This is a genomic window from Magnetospirillum gryphiswaldense MSR-1 v2 (genome assembly GCF_000513295.1).
In the GTDB taxonomy this organism is placed as follows: domain Bacteria; phylum Pseudomonadota; class Alphaproteobacteria; order Rhodospirillales; family Magnetospirillaceae; genus Magnetospirillum; species Magnetospirillum gryphiswaldense.
In genome coordinates this window covers 1,624,547-1,641,926 of the sequence record NC_023065.1, presented here as the reverse complement: position 1 = coordinate 1,641,926, position 17,380 = coordinate 1,624,547, and the positions used below count along the sequence as shown (strand labels likewise).

The window sequence follows — 17,380 nt, the reverse complement described above, 5'->3', positions numbered from 1 at the left end:
TGAACGTGCTGTCGACCTGTTGTGGACGGTCATCCACCGATGTTTACAGGATTTTGCCGATAAATCATCGACTTGATCATCCGGTCGATGCGATATGGACGAGGTGTCGATAAACGTTCACAGGGGCCGTGGCCGCGGTTGTTTCCTGGGGTGCTTGGGGGATAGGCTCCGGGCAGGGCAAAAACCGTGGGAGGCGATGTGCGCAACGTCCTGGCATTGTGGCTGTGCGTCGTTTTATCCGTTGGTCAGGCATTGGCCAGGGATGATCGCGCCAATCAGGATGCCTGGGATGACAATGTGCCCCCGGTGTTCAGCCATCTGACCCCGGCCGAGGGATTGCCCTATCCGGTGGCCTTGGGTCTGGCTCAGGACGGCAAGGGGTTCATCTGGGCGGCGACGCCCGGCGGCGTCGCCCGTTGGGACGGTTATCGCATGACGGTGTTCCGCCATGATGACGACGATCCCAATTCGTTGCCCGACAACATCATCACTAAGGCCTTTGCCGACGAATATGGCCGCCCCTGGTTCAGTACCGTGTCGGGGGTGGTGGTTCGGTTTGACGAAGCCAGCCAGGGTTTCGTCACCTATCGCCATCCGCAGGGTGATTTCGGGCGCTTGAACGGCATTTGCGGGGATGGCAAGGGGGGCGTGTGGACCGCCAGCCGTCAGGGGGCCTTCCGCCTGGACGTGGCGACCCGGACCTGGCAGCGCGAGGAAGGCATTCCCAAGGGCGAGGCCACCAGCATATTGATCGACCGGGGGGGGCGAATCTGGGTGGGGACGGCCGGCGGCGGTATCTGGAAGCGCCAACCCGGCGGTACTTTCGTGCCGGTCACCATGCCGGTCGATCTGGGAATCGACGCGGCCACGGCTTTATACGAGGACGTCAACGGCAAGATCTGGTTCGGCACCCGCCACGGCGCCGTCGGCTACATCTCCGCCGACGGTGGCAAGGCCGTGCTGGAAACAGTGCTGGAGCGGTCGCATTATCGCGTCACCGCCTTTGCCGAGCCCAGGCCGGGGGTGTTGTGGGTGGCCGAATATGGTGGCGGCATCCGTGAGTTCCACCTGGAGTCCAAGCGTGTTCGCGGGCTGAGGCGCGACCCCACCGCCGCCACCAGTCTTGGCGACGACACGGTGACCGATTTGCTGGTGGACCGCTCGGGGCTGGTCTGGGCCGGGACGCTACGCGGCATCGACCGTCATATTCCCACCAATCAGCGCGTCGTCACGGTGGTGACCCACCGTGACGGCGGTCTGACCGGACACGATGTCCGCAGCGTCGCCGCCGCCGATGATGGCGGCGTCTGGCTGGGCTTCCGCGTCTCCGGTCTGGCTCTGGTGGAGCCCGGCGCCAGGTTGTCGGCGGACATGCCCGCCACCGGACCATGGCCCGAAGGGTTGCCCGGCGGCCCGGTTCAGGCGGTGGCCGATACCGCCGATGGCCGGGTTTGGGCCGGTTTGCCTTCGGGATTGTTCGAGATCGATATCAAAACCGGCAGGGTCACGCCTTATGCGCCGTTGAAGGATAGCAACATCCAGACCTTGTACCGCGACCATGATTCGCTGTGGGCCGGGGGCTCCATGGGGTTGGTCAACATTCCCCCTGATGGCGGGATACCGCGGTTCTACCGGTCGGTGCGCGATGACGCGACGACGCTGAGCGACAACAGCGTACAGGCCATCCACCGTGACCGCGCCCAGCGTTTATGGGTCGGAACCCAACGCGGCTTCGATCTGCTGGAAGACGCGCAATCCGGTCGGTTCAGGCGCATTTTCAACGATCCCGGCGATTCCGCCAGCCTGCCCAGCGACATCATCAACCGCATCGCCGAGGATCGGTTCGGCCGCTTGTGGCTGGCCACCGGCAACGGCATCGGCATCTTCGATCCCGAACAGGAAGGCCGGTTGCGGTTTACGCGGGTGGGCCGGGCCCAGGGATTGGGTAGCGGCACCGTCTTGTCGGTCATCGAAGGGGAAGGCGGCCTGATGGTCGCGGGCACCGGCGACGGCCTGTCGGTGCTTGATCCGGAAACCTTGAAAGTGCGCACCCTGGGCCCGCCCGAGGGGCTTGAGATCAAGACCTTCTGGGCCGGATCGGCCACAAGGATGAAGGATGGAACCCTGGTTTTGGGCGGTTTCGGCGGCATGGCCGTGGTCCGCCCCACCGTCTTGCCCAGTTGGGATTTCCGTCCGCCGGTGGTGGTGACGGACATACGGGTTGGCGGCCAGCCGGTGCTGCTGGCTGAAAAAATCGAGATTCCCTCCGGCGAAGACAGTATCCAGGTGGATTATTCCGCCCTCGATTATTCCGCTCCGGAACGCAATCGCTATGCCTATCGCCTGGACAAATCCGATTGGGTTTATACCGATGCCTATCACCGCACCGCCAGCTACACCAATCTGCCGCCGGGCGTGCATAAACTGGAGCTGATGGGATCAAGCAGCATCGGTAAATGGGGCGAACCGCTGGAACTGAGCATCCACGTTCTGCCGGCCTGGTATCAGACGGCGTGGTTCCGCTCCATACTGTGGTTGTCGATCCTGGGCGGGGGTATCGGCCTTATCCTGATGCGCAAGGCCTATCACCAGCGGCGCGAGACGGAACTGAACCAACAGGTGATCGCCAAAACCGCCGAAGCCGAGGCCGCACGGCAATGGGCCTTGGCCGGAGAAGAGCACGCCCGCCGGGCCAAGGAGGTGGCGGAAGCCGCCGATGCCATGAAATCCCGGTTTCTGGCGATCATCGGTCATGAAATCCGGACGCCGCTGAACGGTCTGCTGGGAATGTTGCAGATCCTTGATCTGGGCCGGCTGGACGAGGATCAACGCCAGTCGCTGTCGCGGGCCAAACAGGCTGGCGACAATTTGCGATTGTTGGTGGAAAGCGTGCTTGAATATGGCCGCGAAGGCTCGCAATCCGCTGAAATCACCCTGGATGACATGGATATGCGGGCCCTGGCCCAGGAAATCGCCGCCATGCTGCGCCCCCATGCCGAGGCCAAGGGACTGGCCCTGATTCTTGAGGTTCTGCCGGACGAAGAAATGTGGATTCGGTCCCATCGGGTCAAATTGTCGCGCATTCTGCTCAACCTGATCGGTAACGCGGTCAAATTCACCGATCACGGATCGGTCACCATCACCGTGGCGGTCACTGACGACGATACCCGCCGCCATGTGGTCGTCACCGTCACCGATACCGGTATCGGTGTGCCGCCGGACATGAGCCAAGCCATTTTCAGTGAATTCATCCAGGCCGATGATTCCATCACCCGCCGGTTCGGCGGTGTCGGTTTGGGACTGGCTCTGTCGCGGCGCATGGCCACCCATCTGGGCGGTGAACTGGTCCATGACGGCACGGTGGCGAACGGCAGCCGGTTCCGCCTGGATTTCCGGGCCGAATGGGGGGCGCCGCCGCCGGCACCGACGGTGGAGGCTTTGCCCGATCCCACCGGGTCCGGCGGTTTGCGGGTGCTGGTGGTCGATGACGAGGAAATCAATCTAAGGGTGGCCGAGCGCATGCTGACCCATATGGGCCATCACGTCAGCGTGGCCACCTGCGGTCACGATGCGGTGGCGGCCATGGTTCAATCCGCTTTCGACGTCGTGCTGATGGATGTGCGCATGCCGGATATGGACGGCATGGAAGCCGCCCTGCGGATCAGGAATCAGGAAACGGCGGTGGGCCGGGGCCGGGCCGTCATCATCGCCATGACCGCAGATCTCAATGACGAGGTGCGCCGTCAGTGTCTGGACGCGGGCATGGACGAAACCTTGGCCAAGCCGGTCAGGATTGAGGACCTGCAACGCCTGGCGGCGACCGCCCGACCGGTGCTGCCGAGTTCGAGGGGGCTGGATCTGGGGTTTTTGGCCCAGCAAGTGGACATCTTGGGGCCGCGCGAAATGATCCGGCTCGTCCGTCTGTTCCAAAAGGTATCGCGCGATATGATCGCCAGCATGGAAAAAGCCGCTCAATCAGGTGACGGGGATGGTGTTCAGGCCTTGGCGCACCGGCTGCGCAGCGCCTCGGGCTCGTTGGGAATGATGGAATTGGGGGCGATGACGTCCGAGGTCGAGGCCGCCGCCAAGGTGGCGTCGGCAGAATTGGCCGGCATGCTCGGGCAGTTGCGTGCCGGTCGGTTGGCGGGGCTGAAGGCCTTGGCGGTTTATGCCCGGTCGCTCAGGTAAGTCCGACGACGCGACCGAAACGATAGCCGATGCCCGGCATGGTGATGATGAGTGTCTCGTCGCCTTCAGCCTGCTTCAGCTTGCGGCGCAGCCGCGCCACCAAGGTATCCACCGTGCGCAGGGCGCCTTCGCCGCCGCCGGTGCGGTTGTTCACCACCTCGGCCAGGAAGTCGCGATAAAGCGGGCGTCCGTTGGCTTCGACCAGCGCCGCCAGCAGATCGAACTCGCCGCGCGTCAATGGGATCAGCTTGCCGCCTTTGCTCGACAGTTCCCGTCGCGTCATATCCATGACATAGGCGCCGAAGGTGATGACGGAACGATGGCTGGGCTGCCCCGAACTCTGCTTGCTGCGACGCAGTAAAGACCGCGTCCGCGCCATCAGTTCACGCAGGTTGATGGGTTTGGTGACATAATCGTCGCCTGCCGATTCAAGCCCGACGACACGGTCGATTTCGCTGTCACGCTGGGTGACGAAGATGATGCCGACTTGACTGCTGGCCCGGATTTCCTGGGCAAAGGTGATGCCGTTGGCATCGGGCAGATGGATATCGACAAACAGCAGATCGGGGGGAGAGGCTTTCAACAACGTACGGCATTCCGCCGCCGACGGCGCTTCGCGCACATGAAAGCCTTCATCCGAGAAATACCGGGCGATCATCGACCGGGTAACCGGGTCGTCATCCAGCACGACAAGCTTGGGCCTGATGTCCTGTCGTGACTGGGTCATAGCTAGCGTAAGACTGTCGCCCATTTAGCCCCCCATCCACCATATCCCTTCAATCATAGCGATGGTATGGGGGGTGGTCAAAAGCCAATTGCGCCGCCGCCTTCGACGTCTGCCTCGGTGGGCTCAGCGCACTTCATCCGCCAGCCGGACGAAGCGGCGGTAAAGCCAGCCCGTTCCCACCAGGCCCAGGCCCAAGCCCAGGAACGACAGGGCCCGCCAGATGCCGGTGGTCTGCGACAGATCGATCAGGAAGACCTTGGCCACCACCAGCAAGATGATGGCCAACCCGCCACGGCGGAAAGCGGTTGAACCCGCCCGCACGCCGCCCAGCAGCACCGCCACCCCGCCCAGCAGATACAGCACGGAATAGGCCCACAATTCGGTCTGGACCACAGGACCAACCCACAATCTGGCACCGGCGAAGACGTGGCGGATTTCCAAGGTTGCCCACAAAAAGGCGAAGACCAGCCCGAGCACGGCGCAGGCCGGGCGTTGCCATGACGGTTGGGAGGGGGCCAAGCGGACATGAACGGCATAAAGCAGGGCGGGGGCGGCGAAAACCAAGAGCAGCGGATTGAAGACCAGGGTCTCCCCCACGGTTTCGCGGCTGATCAGCGGATTGCCGAAAACCGCCTGCAACCACACCGCCTGGGCGGTGGCCAGCAGCAGCAAAGCCTGGGCCGCACGCAGCGGCACCAACCGCCCGCTGCGCCGGTGGGCCAGGAACAGCAGGGCCGAGCCGGAGAGCCAGGCGATGGTATGCAAGCCGCGTTCGGTCAGGGAATACGTCCCCGCGGTCAGGCTGTCGGCGGTCAGGTGGCGGATTTCCAGGCTGACCAGCAGCACCGCCAGGGCGATGGCACCGGCTTCCAGCACGGCGACCAGCAGATCGTCGGCGCGCTGGCGGAACAGGCGGGCGGCCCCGGCAAAAGCCAGCATGGGGATTCCATAGCCGTACAGCAGCCAGTTGAAGGCGCTGCCCTCGGCAATGGGATAATCCAGCACATAGGGGTTGAGCCCGAGCCGGATCAGGATGATCGCGGCCAACAGCAGGGCGACATTGCGCAGGCCGTCAAGGCACAGGCGCCGTTCGACCCAGGCGATGGCCGCCGGCAATACCGCCAGGGCGACGGTCAGCCAAGCCTGTTCCAGGGCGAAGGTGGCGGCCAGGGCGACGGCGCCGATGGTCCCCACCGCATAGGCGGCCAGAGCGCCGTCCATTCCGGTTTCGCCGCGCCGTCGGGCCATGCGTTCGCCCGCCAGCAGCAAAACGGCGCCTACGGCCAGGGCCCCGGCCACCCAGGCCCAGACATGGCCCAGCGGCACCAGCCGCCAATAGGACACCGCCAGCAGGGCCAAGGGCGCCGCTGCCGACAGTGCCGCCCAACGCCAGGGCCGCTCCGTCCGCCCGATGGCGATGAAACCGCCCATGCCGAACAGCGCGGCCAGGATCAGCGCCACCCAGGCGAAGCGCCCGGCCTCGCCCGGCAGCGGCGGCGACAGGATGTCGCCGATGGCGTCGATCTCGCGCAGGCCGGCATCCCAGCCGGCCAAAATCAGCACCGCCAGGGTTGCGGCGATCCACGGCACCCGGTCAAAGACCTGATCGCGCCAGCTGAAGGCCAGGAACAGCCCGGACAGAATGACCGGCACGGTCATGGCCTGGGGCGAGAAGTCGTCGCCATGGGCCAAGGCCAGGGTGACGACACAGATGATCGCGGCGGCGATGAACACCACCCGGTGGACCATGGGGTGCTCGGCCGTTCCGGCCAGATGGGGGATGGCCGGCAGGCCCAGGCGGAAGGCGGCGAACAGGCCGGCCAAGGCACACAGGAAAGCCCCCAGCACCACGGCATCGCCGTCGCGCCACGAGAATACCAGCCATATCAGGCTCCAGCCGGCACTTCCGGCCAGAACCGCCCAGGCCAGCCACCACCAGCCGCGCCAGCGCAACAAGGCCAGGGCACCCGCCGACAGCACCAGCAGATAGGTGAACAGGCCGATGGCGCTGGGATGGTCCGATTGCACCAGCATGGGCACGGCGAAACCGCCGATCAGGCCCAGCAGGGCGACAAAGGGGCCGTGACCCAACGACAGCAGCACGGTGGCGGCGGCGGTAGCGGCAAGGCCGGTAAAGGCGGCCATGGGTGACAGCAGGTCGTACAGGCCATAGGCGGCGTAAATGCTGGCGAAGACCATGGCCGCGCCACCGGCGACCAGGGCCGGCGGCACCTGCCAGGGCAGGCCGGGCAGGGGCAGGTCGCGGCGCGACAGCCAATGGCCCAGGCCGATGAAGGCGACGCCGGCGGCGGCGGCCAGCGACACCCGCAGCGCCGGGCCCAGCAATCCCTGGTCGCTGGAATACTTGACCAGGAAGGCGCCGCCCAGGGCCAGGGCGATGCCGCCCAGCCACACCAGCCAGCGTTCGGTCAAGGCCCGCTCCGCCGCCATGGGAATGGGCGAGGGGGTGGGCAGCGGCGGCGGTGTCCGGGCCGGTTCGGCGGGGATTTCGATTGATTCGGGCTCGGGGGGTGGCGGTGTGGGAACCGCCGGTACCGGGACCGGCACCGTATGTGCCTGCGTCTGGCTGATTTCGACAGCAGCCAGACGCTTGCGCAAGGCACGGACTTCCATTTCCAGCCGGTTCGACCGCGACAGGGCGATAAAGGCGGCGGCGGGGACGCCAACGGCGAAGAACAGCCCGACCAAAGCCCCAAGCAGCATGTAACCATCAAACATTTCCGCCTCCCGGCGTTTGAATTAGGCCCGGACCCAGGTGTGGATGTCACCGGTCTGCGGGATCATTCCGACCCATTGGGCCGTCTCGCAATTCCAAAGTGGTCGACGGCCATAGGCCTGTTCCAGCACGCTCATCAGGTCGAATTCCGTTGCGCTGCCATAGGCGGCGGCCAGACTTTCGTCAAGAAGCCGCCACCGTGCCACCGAGGTTTCCAAGATGGCATGGCCGTCCCAGGTCTGATGGTCCCACGGCTTGTCCGCCGCCTGCGGCTTCGTGTGCTCGGCGAACGGGGAGCCGGGAGCGAAGTGGTTGGTCTGGATCAGGTAATCGGCCTCGGCCATGGCGACCACATGGGCTTGTCCCCGCGTGCCGAATTCGAAGATGCAGGCCTCGCCCTTGGCGATTCCGCACAGGCTGATGAAAACGGGGGCACCGGGGCGCCAGTCCTTGATGTGCTGGTAGGCCTGGGCATAGGTGGAAATAGGGGATTCCATCAGCCGGCGGATCAGGAAGGTGGGATCGGCGTTGAGCGAAAACGACGTGCCGCGCCAGGGGGCGAAATTGATGGCGATGGAAAAGCCGGGCTTCACCGCCGTCAGGAAGCCGACCATGCCCAGCAGGCCGGCGGCGGCGAAGACCTCGCGGTTGGCGCGGTGTCCCACATAGATGCGGCTGGCCGCGGCGATGGCCGAGGCCGAGGGCCAGTCCAGGCTGCGGAAATGGACCATATGGCCCTGGCGGCGATCCCAAGCCATCACCGTCGAGCAGCCGGCATGGGACAGCGTATAAAGGCGTTGCATGGCGGCCAGATCGGATCGGGCCAGGATATGGTCGCCGATGCGGTCGGCCAGATGATTGCTTTCGTCCATATAAAGGCCGAAGGGTTGGTAGATGGCGCCATAGGCGGCCCGGGTCGCCACCTTCCAGGCGATTTCCCACGACCGCTTGCGGCGGATGTCCCCCATCACCGCCTGGGCCAGACCGCGCATGGCCGACACATCCTCGGCATGGCCGATATCGGCCCAGCGATCGGCGGCGGTGGCGGCATCAAGGTCGATACGGCGGGCGGTTCTCAAGGTGACGCGATCGGCGGCGGGGCAGGCGAGTGGCGAGGCCAGGGCCCGACCCAGCGGCAGCAAGGGGATGGCGGCGGCGGCCCCCAGCACGGTGCGGCGGTCGATCATGCTCCGCCTCCCGGGCGGACGAAGGATTCGGCCATGGCCTTCGCCGCGCCGTAATCGGTCTTGCCGCTGCCCAGAAGCGGGATGCGCTCCACCGTCAGCAGGGTTTTCGGCACCAGCAATTCCGCCAGTCCCCGGGCGCGGAAATGAGCCAAAACGGCGTCGCGGGTCGGGGCTGGACGATCGGTCAGCAACACCAATTGCTCGCCCTTGCGGTCGTCGCTGATGGCCACCACCACGTGGTGGTTTTCTGCCCACAGCAGCGCCAGTTCACTTTCCACCTTGCCCAGGGACACCATTTCTCCGGCGATCTTGGCGAAGCGTTTGGCCCGGCCGACGATGCGGACGAAGCCCAATTCGTCCACTTCGACGATGTCGCCGGTGTCGTACCAGCCATCTGCCGGCGGTTCCAACTCGCCGGGCTTCTCCACCCGGTAATAGCCCAGCATGATATTGGGGCCGCTGACCCACAGCTTGCCGCCCTCGTCGATGCCGGGCATGGCCTCCAGCCGGAAGGCGATGCCCGGCAGCAGGCGGCCGACGGTGCCGGCCTTGAAATGCATGGGCGTGTTGACGGCCAGGACCGGGGCGGTTTCGGTGGTGCCATAGCCTTCCAGGATGCGCAGGCCGAACTTGTCCATCCATACCCGCCTGGTTTCGTCCTTGACCTTCTCGGCCCCGGCGAAGACATAGCGGACACTATAGAAATCATAGGCATTGGCGACGCGGGCATAGCCGGACAAAAAGGTGTCGGTACCGAACAGGATGGTGGCGTTGGTGTCGTAGACCATCTCGGGGACGATGCGGTAATGCAGCGGCGACGGGTACAAGAAGCATTTGATCCCGGCCAGCACCGGCAGCAGCAGGCCGCCGGTCAGGCCGAAGGAGTGGAATACCGGAAGCGCGTTGAAGACGATATCGGTGGGGCTGAAGGCCACCCGCGCCGCCAGTTGGGCGCAGTTGGACAGGATGTTGGCATGCGACAGCACCACCCCCTTGGGCATGCCTTCCGAGCCCGAGGTGAACAGGATCACCGCCGGCTTGTCGGCCTGCGCCCCCGAGCGGCGGTGGATGCGGCCAGCGAAGGGGCGGGCCAGCAGGCCATAAAGCCTGTCGGTCAGGCCCATAATGTTGCGGATGTCTTCCAGGTAGACGACTTTCACCTGGGCGCTCAGCGCCTCGATGGTCGCCGACAGCCGGGCCTGGTCGATGAACCGGCGCGAGGTGATCACGGTCTGGATGCAGGCCGCCTGACAGGCCGCCACCACATTGCCGGGACCGGTGGAGAAATTGAGCATGGCCGGCACGCGATTGCAGGCCTGAAGGGCGAAAAACGTAACGGCGGTGGCGGCGGCGTTGGGCAACAAAAGGCCCATGGCCTCGCCCGGCTTCGACTGGCGGGCCAGTACCCGACCCAAAGCCAGACCGCCCATGATCAGCCGGTCATAGCTCAGCGGCTTGCGGTTGATGTCGTCCACCGCCAGGGCGGTGCCGCCATGGATGCGGCTGGTGTCCAACAGCGCGCCGAACAAGGTGCGGTGGTGCGGCGCCGTCTCGAACATCATCGCCGACATGACGTCGTAAAGGGCGACGCCGATGCGGCGGCGCCGCGCCCGGCCCTTGATCTCGGACGGGACGTCGAAACGGGTGGGCGGCAGCACGGTGATGGTGATGGTGGGGAACCAGCGCAGCCGCAGCTTGCCTTTCAGGCGCGAGAACGGCGTGAACTCGGCCCCGTCGATGCGCACCGGCACCAGCTTGGCCCCGGCGCGGTCGGCGATCATGCCCGGGCCGTCATAGATCTTCATCAGCGCCCCGGTGACGGTCAGCCGTCCTTCCGGGAAGATCACCAGACTTTTGCCTTCCTGCACCACCCGGATCAGGCTTTTGGTCGACATGGGATTGGTGGGATCGACGGGAAAGGCGTCGACCAGCCGCAGGAACGGCTTTACCCACCATTGTTGGGCGATGAAACTGTTGACGGCGAAGACCGGCTTTTCCGGCATGAAGGCGGCCAGCAGCGCCGGGTCGAGGAACGAGGTGTGGTTGACCACGATCACCGCCGCCTCGCCCGCTTGCGGCAAATGTTCCAGCCCGCGCACTTCCACCCGATACAGGCGGCGGAACAGCCAGGACAGCACACCCTTGACGAAGGTGTCGGGCAGCAGGCCGCAGATGATGACGGCCACCACCAGATTGGCCAGACCCAGCACGCCGAAGATGTCGGTGACGCTCAGGCCCACGGCCAACAGGCCGGCACTGGCCAGGGCGGCGGCGACCATGAAGGCAGCGTTGAACAGGTTGTTGGCAGCGACCACGCGGGCGCGCACCGCCTCGTCGCTGCGCGCCTGCAAGATGGCGTAAAGCGGCACGATGTAGAGGCCGCCGCAGATGGCGAACAGCAGCAGATCGGCCAGCAGCCGCCACGATTGCGGGCGTGCCAGGAACTGCGACAGGCTGGCCAGGGTGCCGTCGCCGGCGACGGGACTGGCGGCGAACCACAGATCGACGGCGAACACGGTCATGGCCAGGGCGGCGAAGGGCACATGGCGGGCCGAGACCTCGCCCTTGAGCAAGCGTCCGCACAGCACCGAGCCCAGACCGATGCCGACCGAGAACATGGTCAGCATCAGCGTCACCACGTGTTCGTCGGCGTGCAGCACGTTCTTGGCGAAAGCGGGGAATTGCGACAGATAGGTGGCGCCGACCAGCCAGAACCAGGAAATACCCAGCACCGACAGGTACAGATCGCGCTGGCGGCGCACCAGGGTGTAAAGCCCGATGGTCTCGCCCAGCAGGTTGAAGCCGACCTTGACGCTGGTGTTGCCGCCATGGGCGCGGGGCAGCGCCAGGCTGGCGCCGAAGCCCAGCACCGCCAGGGCGATCATGGACCAGGCGACGATAACCAATCCGCCGTCGATCAGAACGATGGTGCCGCCGGCGATGGTGCCGATCAGGATGGCCAGGAAGGTGCCGCCCTCGATCAGGGCATTGCCGCCGACCAATTCGCCATCGCGCAGATATTCGGGCAGGACGGCGTATTTGATCGGGCTGGTGAAGGTGGATTGCAGTCCCAGCAAAAACAGCGCCGCCAGCATGCCGGTGATGCTTTGCGCCATCAAGGCCCAGGCGGCCAAGGCGGAAATGGCGATCTCGGCCCCTTTCCAGAACTTCATCAGTCCGGATTTCTCGTAGCGATCGGCCATCTGGCCGGCGGTGGCGGAAAACAGGAAGTAAGGCAGGATGAACAGGCCGGCGGCGGTGGTCGCCAGTACCTGCGGGTCCATGCCGGCTTGTGCCCCCAATTGGTAGACCACCAGGATGACCAACGCGTTCTTGAAGAAATTGTCGTTGGCGGCGCCCAGGAACTGGCTGATGAACAGCGGCAGGAAACGACGGCAGGCCAGCAGGTGGAAGGTTGCGTCAGCCATGATGGACCTCGGTCGGTTGGCCGGTGGAATCGAGTGCGCGCAGGCAGGCGGAATTGATCTGATCGGTAAAGCGGGACAGCGGCGCTTGCAGGCGGCCATAGATGATTGCGGTGGCCGGTTGCAGCATCAGCCCCAGGATCATGGCGGTGGCCAGGGCCGGGTCGGTCAGGCCCAAATCTCCGTCCTTGATGCCCTGTTCGACCAATTCATGCAGCACCGAGACCGGGTTGTCGGCGCCATCGGCGATACGCGGCAATCCCTGGTGCTGCACCAACAGCAGAAAGCGAAACAGCGTCGGGTTGTCGTCGTGGAAGCGGAAGATTTCGCCGATCAGCGCGGCGAGGCGGGGGCGAAAGCCGTGAAGCGGCGCCTGAAGCGCGGTGAGATGGTGGGCGAAGGCGGTGTAATTGCGGGCGAACAGGTCGGCGACCAGATCGTCCTTGGACGCGTAGTGGCGGTACAAGGTGCCCTCGGCGATGCCGGCGGCCTGGGCCAGATCGCGCACGCTGGTTTCGGTCACCCCTTTTTCCACGAACAGCCGCAGGGCTGCGTCATGAATGCGCTGTCGGGTTGGTCGTCCGTCCTTCATAGTCCGTTACCGATAATGTGAACGTTCACTCACAATGCGACCGGCGGAGGGCTTTGTCAAGGTCGCCGGTTTTATCCAGGGGGGCGTCCGTCCCATCGGCATGGGATGGGTAATATATCATTCATCAATATATTGTTGCCTGATAAGCTTGCCGCTGCCACCGTGGTCGCCATGACCAGCGCGACACGCAATCAGGGCAAGGGCGGCGGGGTGGATTACACCGACCGCCAGTATTGGAGCGGGCTCATCAAGATGAGCCTGTCCAAGTTCTTCATCCTGGCCGAGTTGCAGCGCCGTCCCATGCACGGCTATGAAATCGCCCGTCAGGTGGAATTGTCGACCAAGGGCTGCTGCGCCCCCACCGCCGGGGCGCTGTATCCGGTGCTGCGGGAATTCGAGGAGGGCGGCTATGTCACCGCCTTGATCGAACACACCGGCGGGCGCCAGCGCAAGGTCTACACCATCACCGACAAGGGACAGCGGGCCTTCGCCGTGGCGGTCGAGGCGTGGCGCGAGGTCGGGGCTTATCTGGACGGGCAGGGCTGATGATGAGCGGTGGCACCCGGCCTTATTCCTTCGTCTGGCTGCTGGCGGCGGCGCAATTGGTGGCCTGGGGCAGCCTGTATTATGCCTTCGCCGTCGCCGTGGTGCCGATGGAGGCGGAATTGGGCTGGTCCAAGACCAGCTTGAACGGCGCCTTGTCGGTGGGCTTGTTGAGTTGGGGCCTGTGCGCCCCCCTGGTCGGCCAGTGGATCGACCGCCACGGCGCCCGCGCGGTGATGATCGGCGGCGCCGTCGCTGGCGGCCTGCTGATGGTGGCGTGGTCGCAGGTGCGGGAGATTTGGCAGTTTTACCTGATCTGGGCGGCCATGGGGGCGTCCATGGCCTGTCTGTTGTACGAACCGGCCTTCGCCGTGGTCACCGCCCTTTACGGCGCCGATTACCGCCGCGCCATCACCGCCATCACGTTGCTGGGCGGTTTCGCCAGCACGGTGCTGATCCCGGTGACCCAATTGTTGTGCGACGCCGTGGGCTGGCGTCACGCCATCCTGACCATCGGCCTGTTCTGCATCGTCTTCGTCGGCGGCATCCATGCATTGCTGCTGCGCCCCGGCGATGGGAAAGCGCCGCATCAGCCCCAGGCGGTGGAAAAAACGGGCGGACCGCTGGTGCTGAGCCCGGTTTTCCTGGGGCTGGCGGTGTGGTTCACCGCCTATGGCGCCATCTTCACCGGCCTGACCTTCCAGTTGATTCCGCTGATGTCGGCTCATGATCTGGATTCTGGCCGCATCATCGTCGTCATGGCCCTGATCGGTCCCATGCAGGTGTTCGGGCGCATCGTCCTGCTGGCTTTGGGACGGCGGCAGACGGCGCGCGGCACCGGCGCCTTCGTCGTCGTGTCCATGTTGGGATCGGTGACCATCTTGCTGCTGGCGCCGGGTTATTTTCCCGCCCTGGTCGCCTTTGCCCTGCTCTATGGCGCCGGCAACGGCATCATGACCATCGTGCGCGGCACCGCCGTGCCGGAATATCTGGGCAATGCCCGCTATGGCGCCACCAACGGCGCCTTGGCCCTGCCCATCAACATCGCCAAGGCGGCGTCGCCGCTGGCCCTGGCCGGGCTGTGGTCGGCCACCGGTTCACCGCGTGCGGTGATCTTGGCCCTGTTGGCCTGTTGCGGCGTGGCCTTGGCCGGCTATCTCACCGCCACCTTCATGCGCAAAAGCTGAAACCTTGGGGCCGAGCGGATTCCGCCTTATCATTTCCCCATGACTGATTTCGACGCGACACCGCTGCGCCGCTGGGCGATGTTCTTTCTGGGCTGGATGTTCACCGGCTTGGGCGTGATCGGCGTTTTTTTGCCGCTATTGCCGACGACGCCGTTTCTGCTGCTGGCGCTTTGGTGCTTCGCCCGCTCGTCGCGGCGCTTTCATTCCTGGCTGCTGCATCACCGCTGGTTCGGTCCCAGCCTGCGCGACTGGGAACTGCACCGGATCATCCCGATCCGGGCCAAGATCATCGCAATCGGCAGCATGGCAGCGGCCATGGTGTGGATGGTTGGCTGGTCGCAGGCGCCGTGGCCGGCCATGGCCAGTATGGGGGCGGTGTGCGCCTTCGGCGCGTGGTATGTGCTGAAACACCCGTCTACAGCAACAAGTGTTGCACCGGATCGTCCTTCAGGCCCTTGAAGGCGGCCAGGGCGCGGGTGCGCGCCAAGGCGTGGTCGACCATGGGCGGCGGATAGCCCGGGACCCGGCCCATCTTCCACGGCTGATGGACGAAAGCCTTGGGCAGGTGGGCCAGTTCCGGCACCCAGGTGCGTACATAAGTGCCGTCGGGGTCGAATTTCTCGCCCTGGGTCACCGGGTTGAAGATGCGGAAGAACGGGGCGGCATCGGCGCCGCTGCCGGCCACCCATTGCCACGAGGCGGCGTTGTTGGCGCTGTCGGCGTCCACCAGGGTGTCCCAGAACCACGCCTCGCCAGCCTGCCAGGGGATCAGCAGATCCTTGATCAGGAACGAGGCGACGATCATGCGCACGCGGTTGTGCATCCAACCGGTTTGCCACAATTGCCGCAGCCCGGCATCGATGATGGGATAGCCGGTGCGGCCCATCTGCCATTTGCGTAAAGCCTCGGGGTCGTCGCGCCAGGGAAAGGCACGGAATTCGGGCCTGAGCGGGATGGTCGCCAAATCCGGCTGGCGGGCCAGCAGATGGCGGCTGAACTCGCGCCAGCCCAGTTCCTTCAAGAAGGTGTGGATTCCGTCGCCGGGGGGCAGCGCCCGGGCGGCGTGCCAGATTTGCCGGGGCGAGATTTCGCCGAAGGCCAGATGCGGCGACAGCAGCGAGGTGCCCGGCTTGGCCGGCAAATCACGGTCGCGCTGATAGGTTTCCACCGGTCCGTCGAGAAAATCGGCCAGCCGCGCCGCCGCTCCCGCTTCGCCCGGCTGCCAGAGTTCGGCCATGCCGCGCCACCAATCCAGCTTGGGCATCAGCTCCAGCGCCGCCAGGGGCAGGCCGGGGCAGGGGGCCAAGACCAGCGGCGCCGGCCGGGGCAGGGGCTGGGGCGGTGGCGGCAGGGCCAGGGCTGCGCGCCAGAACGGGGTGAACACCTGGAACGGAGTGCCGGCATTGGTGCGTACGGCGCCGATGCTGAACAATTCGTCGCCGGCAAAGGGCTCGGTGGGGATTTTCAGCGCCTGACGCACCCGCGCTTCCGTCGCCGACAAAGCCGGATCGGCCGAGGCGTTCCAGTAGACAGCGCGGGCGCCGCAGGCTTGGGCCAGACGCGGGATTTCGGCTTCGCAGCGCCCCCGCGCCAGGGTGACGGTGTCGCCCAGGGCGGTCAGGGATTGATGCAGCCACCAGCGCGATGCCCCGCCCAGGGCGCGGCCATCCTGGTCGTCGTGGCAAAAGGCCAGCACCACCGGGCCTTGCTGGGCGGCGTGATAGAGCGCCGGGTGGTCGGTCAGGCGCAGGTCGCGGCGCAGCCAGACCAGGATGGGGGCATTGGTCATGACGGGTTTTCCAGTCGGGCGCGCGGGCGGGTGACGATGCGGCCATTGACCAGCATCAGGGCTTGGAACGGACGGCGGAACAGCGACAGGAAGGCTGTGCTCATCACCTCGGTGCCGCCCCCGGTCGGGCCGAAGGCGGGCAGGGCCAGCCGGCGCCCGTCGATGACGAAGGCGGGCCAGACCTGGCCATCGTAGCGGGCCAGCGGGTTGGGGCGGGCGATGATCTCGCCCGCCTTGGTGGCCGCGCCGGCCTGAAGGCGAAAGGTCAAGGGCGACAGTTGGATTTCGTCTTCGCAGGCGATCCATTCATGCTCGGCCTGCAATCGGTCCCACTCCCGTTGTTCGCGGTCGGGCAAGGCGATCGGGGCCTCACCCATCCAGACGATAACGCGTGGCCGGCGTTGTCGGGCCAGCGCCGCCAGCCGGCGCACCGCCTGGGCGGCCATGGCGGCGGGCGGGCTGGCCACCGCCAGCAATTGCCGCGCCGGCCAGATCAGGGCGCCGCTGGCATCGGGCAGCAGGTGGACGCCGTTCAACAACATGGCTCAGCCCGGACCGTCGCCCAGGGCGTCGACCATCTGCGGCATGTGTTCGGCCAGGAATTCCGCATCATAGGGATTGGGCGCCTGAAAGCCGAACACCGGCTTCGGCCAAGCCGGATCGTCCTTGAAGCGGGCGATGATGTGGATATGCAACTGCGGCACCATGTTGCCCAGGGCGGCCACGTTCATCTTGTCGGCACCGCTCAGATTTTGCAGCCGGGTGGAAATTGCGGCGATTTCCTGGATCAGCATTTCGCGGTCGCCGGCATCCAGTTCATGAATTTCGGTGATGCCGTGGCGGCGGGGAACCAGCACCAGCCAAGGCCAAGCGCATTCATTCATCAACAAAATCCGGCACAAAGGCCAGTCGATGACGGGGATGGTGTCCGCCTTCAAACGGGGGTGTAGTTCAAACATTTGAAAGCTCCCAATTGCCTAGTCTTGTGTTTTCGCGGTATGACCG

At 65.4% G+C, this 17,380-nt stretch carries 12 protein-coding genes; 4 read left to right on the top strand and 8 right to left on the bottom strand.

Annotated elements, in window-relative coordinates:
- Positions 1-198 precede the first annotated feature (198 nt).
- Positions 199-4,188 (top strand): hybrid sensor histidine kinase/response regulator, encoded by a 3,990-nt coding sequence (locus tag MGMSRV2_RS07810; protein WP_024079823.1) that lies wholly within the window; start codon positions 199-201, stop codon positions 4,186-4,188.
- Here the strand turns inward: MGMSRV2_RS07810 and MGMSRV2_RS07805 are convergent.
- The 5 genes from MGMSRV2_RS07805 to MGMSRV2_RS07785 form a co-directional block, all read right to left on the bottom strand.
- A complete protein-coding gene (locus tag MGMSRV2_RS07805; RefSeq protein ID WP_024079822.1) occupies positions 4,181-4,939 on the bottom strand; it encodes a response regulator transcription factor in 759 nt (252 codons plus the stop codon). The two genes, MGMSRV2_RS07810 and MGMSRV2_RS07805, sit on opposite strands and share 8 nt — an antisense overlap.
- A 99-nt stretch (positions 4,940-5,038) precedes the next feature.
- Positions 5,039-7,654, bottom strand: coding sequence for a DUF2339 domain-containing protein (locus tag MGMSRV2_RS07800; protein ID WP_024079821.1), 2,616 nt, complete (start codon positions 7,652-7,654; stop codon positions 5,039-5,041).
- A 21-nt stretch (positions 7,655-7,675) separates the two neighbouring features.
- Positions 7,676-8,839, bottom strand: a complete 1,164-nt coding sequence (locus MGMSRV2_RS07795; protein ID WP_024079820.1) for an Ntn hydrolase family protein — start codon at positions 8,837-8,839, stop codon at positions 7,676-7,678.
- The gene (locus MGMSRV2_RS07790; RefSeq protein WP_024079819.1) at positions 8,836-12,267 is read right to left on the bottom strand and encodes an acyl-[ACP]--phospholipid O-acyltransferase; all 3,432 of its coding nucleotides are present in this window, start codon (positions 12,265-12,267) and stop codon (positions 8,836-8,838) included. Before MGMSRV2_RS07790 ends, MGMSRV2_RS07795 begins: the two co-directional genes overlap by 4 nt.
- Positions 12,260-12,856: a TetR/AcrR family transcriptional regulator gene (locus MGMSRV2_RS07785; RefSeq protein WP_024079818.1), complete on the bottom strand. Its 597-nt coding sequence runs from the start codon at positions 12,854-12,856 to the stop codon at positions 12,260-12,262. Before MGMSRV2_RS07785 ends, MGMSRV2_RS07790 begins: the two co-directional genes overlap by 8 nt.
- Before the next feature lie 135 nt (positions 12,857-12,991).
- On the opposite strand from MGMSRV2_RS07785, the gene MGMSRV2_RS07780 reads away from it, so the two are divergent.
- The 3 genes from MGMSRV2_RS07780 to MGMSRV2_RS07770 are packed head-to-tail and all read left to right on the top strand — an operon-like array spanning position 12,992 to position 15,045.
- Positions 12,992-13,402: a PadR family transcriptional regulator gene (locus tag MGMSRV2_RS07780; RefSeq protein ID WP_242410725.1), complete on the top strand. Its 411-nt coding sequence runs from the start codon at positions 12,992-12,994 to the stop codon at positions 13,400-13,402.
- Complete coding sequence (locus MGMSRV2_RS07775) at positions 13,402-14,586, top strand: MFS transporter (protein WP_084027984.1); 1,185 nt, start codon at positions 13,402-13,404, stop codon at positions 14,584-14,586. The genes MGMSRV2_RS07780 and MGMSRV2_RS07775 overlap by 1 nt, the downstream gene beginning before the upstream one ends.
- A 39-nt stretch (positions 14,587-14,625) precedes the next feature.
- Positions 14,626-15,045 (top strand): YbaN family protein, encoded by a 420-nt coding sequence (locus MGMSRV2_RS07770; RefSeq protein WP_024079815.1) that lies wholly within the window; start codon positions 14,626-14,628, stop codon positions 15,043-15,045.
- Here the strand turns inward: MGMSRV2_RS07770 and MGMSRV2_RS07765 are convergent.
- The 3 genes from MGMSRV2_RS07765 to MGMSRV2_RS07755 are packed head-to-tail and all read right to left on the bottom strand — an operon-like array spanning position 15,002 to position 17,334.
- Positions 15,002-16,375: a cryptochrome/photolyase family protein gene (locus MGMSRV2_RS07765; protein ID WP_024079814.1), complete on the bottom strand. Its 1,374-nt coding sequence runs from the start codon at positions 16,373-16,375 to the stop codon at positions 15,002-15,004. The genes MGMSRV2_RS07770 and MGMSRV2_RS07765 overlap by 44 nt on opposite strands.
- Complete coding sequence (locus MGMSRV2_RS07760; protein ID WP_024079813.1) at positions 16,372-16,917, bottom strand: hypothetical protein; 546 nt, start codon at positions 16,915-16,917, stop codon at positions 16,372-16,374. Before MGMSRV2_RS07760 ends, MGMSRV2_RS07765 begins: the two co-directional genes overlap by 4 nt.
- 3 nt (positions 16,918-16,920) lie before the next feature.
- The gene (locus MGMSRV2_RS07755) at positions 16,921-17,334 is read right to left on the bottom strand and encodes an HIT domain-containing protein (RefSeq protein WP_024079812.1); all 414 of its coding nucleotides are present in this window, start codon (positions 17,332-17,334) and stop codon (positions 16,921-16,923) included.
- Between the last annotated feature and the right edge of the window lie 46 nt (positions 17,335-17,380).

Bases quoted from the DNA above. Each gene is read 5' to 3' on its own strand.
- MGMSRV2_RS07790 (WP_024079819.1), bottom strand. From the start codon at position 12,267: ATGGCTGACGCAACCTTCCACCTGCTGGCCTGCCGTCGTTTCCTGCCG.
- MGMSRV2_RS07765 (WP_024079814.1), bottom strand. From the start codon at position 16,375: ATGACCAATGCCCCCATCCTGGTCTGGCTGCGCCGCGACCTGCGCCTG.
- MGMSRV2_RS07800 (WP_024079821.1), bottom strand. From the start codon at position 7,654: ATGTTTGATGGTTACATGCTGCTTGGGGCTTTGGTCGGGCTGTTCTTC.
- MGMSRV2_RS07795 (WP_024079820.1), bottom strand. From the start codon at position 8,839: ATGATCGACCGCCGCACCGTGCTGGGGGCCGCCGCCGCCATCCCCTTG.
- MGMSRV2_RS07785 (WP_024079818.1), bottom strand. From the start codon at position 12,856: ATGAAGGACGGACGACCAACCCGACAGCGCATTCATGACGCAGCCCTG.
- MGMSRV2_RS07770 (WP_024079815.1), top strand. From the start codon at position 14,626: ATGACTGATTTCGACGCGACACCGCTGCGCCGCTGGGCGATGTTCTTT.
- MGMSRV2_RS07775 (WP_084027984.1), top strand. From the start codon at position 13,402: ATGATGAGCGGTGGCACCCGGCCTTATTCCTTCGTCTGGCTGCTGGCG.
- MGMSRV2_RS07805 (WP_024079822.1), bottom strand. From the start codon at position 4,939: ATGGGCGACAGTCTTACGCTAGCTATGACCCAGTCACGACAGGACATC.
- MGMSRV2_RS07755 (WP_024079812.1), bottom strand. From the start codon at position 17,334: ATGTTTGAACTACACCCCCGTTTGAAGGCGGACACCATCCCCGTCATC.
- MGMSRV2_RS07760 (WP_024079813.1), bottom strand. From the start codon at position 16,917: ATGTTGTTGAACGGCGTCCACCTGCTGCCCGATGCCAGCGGCGCCCTG.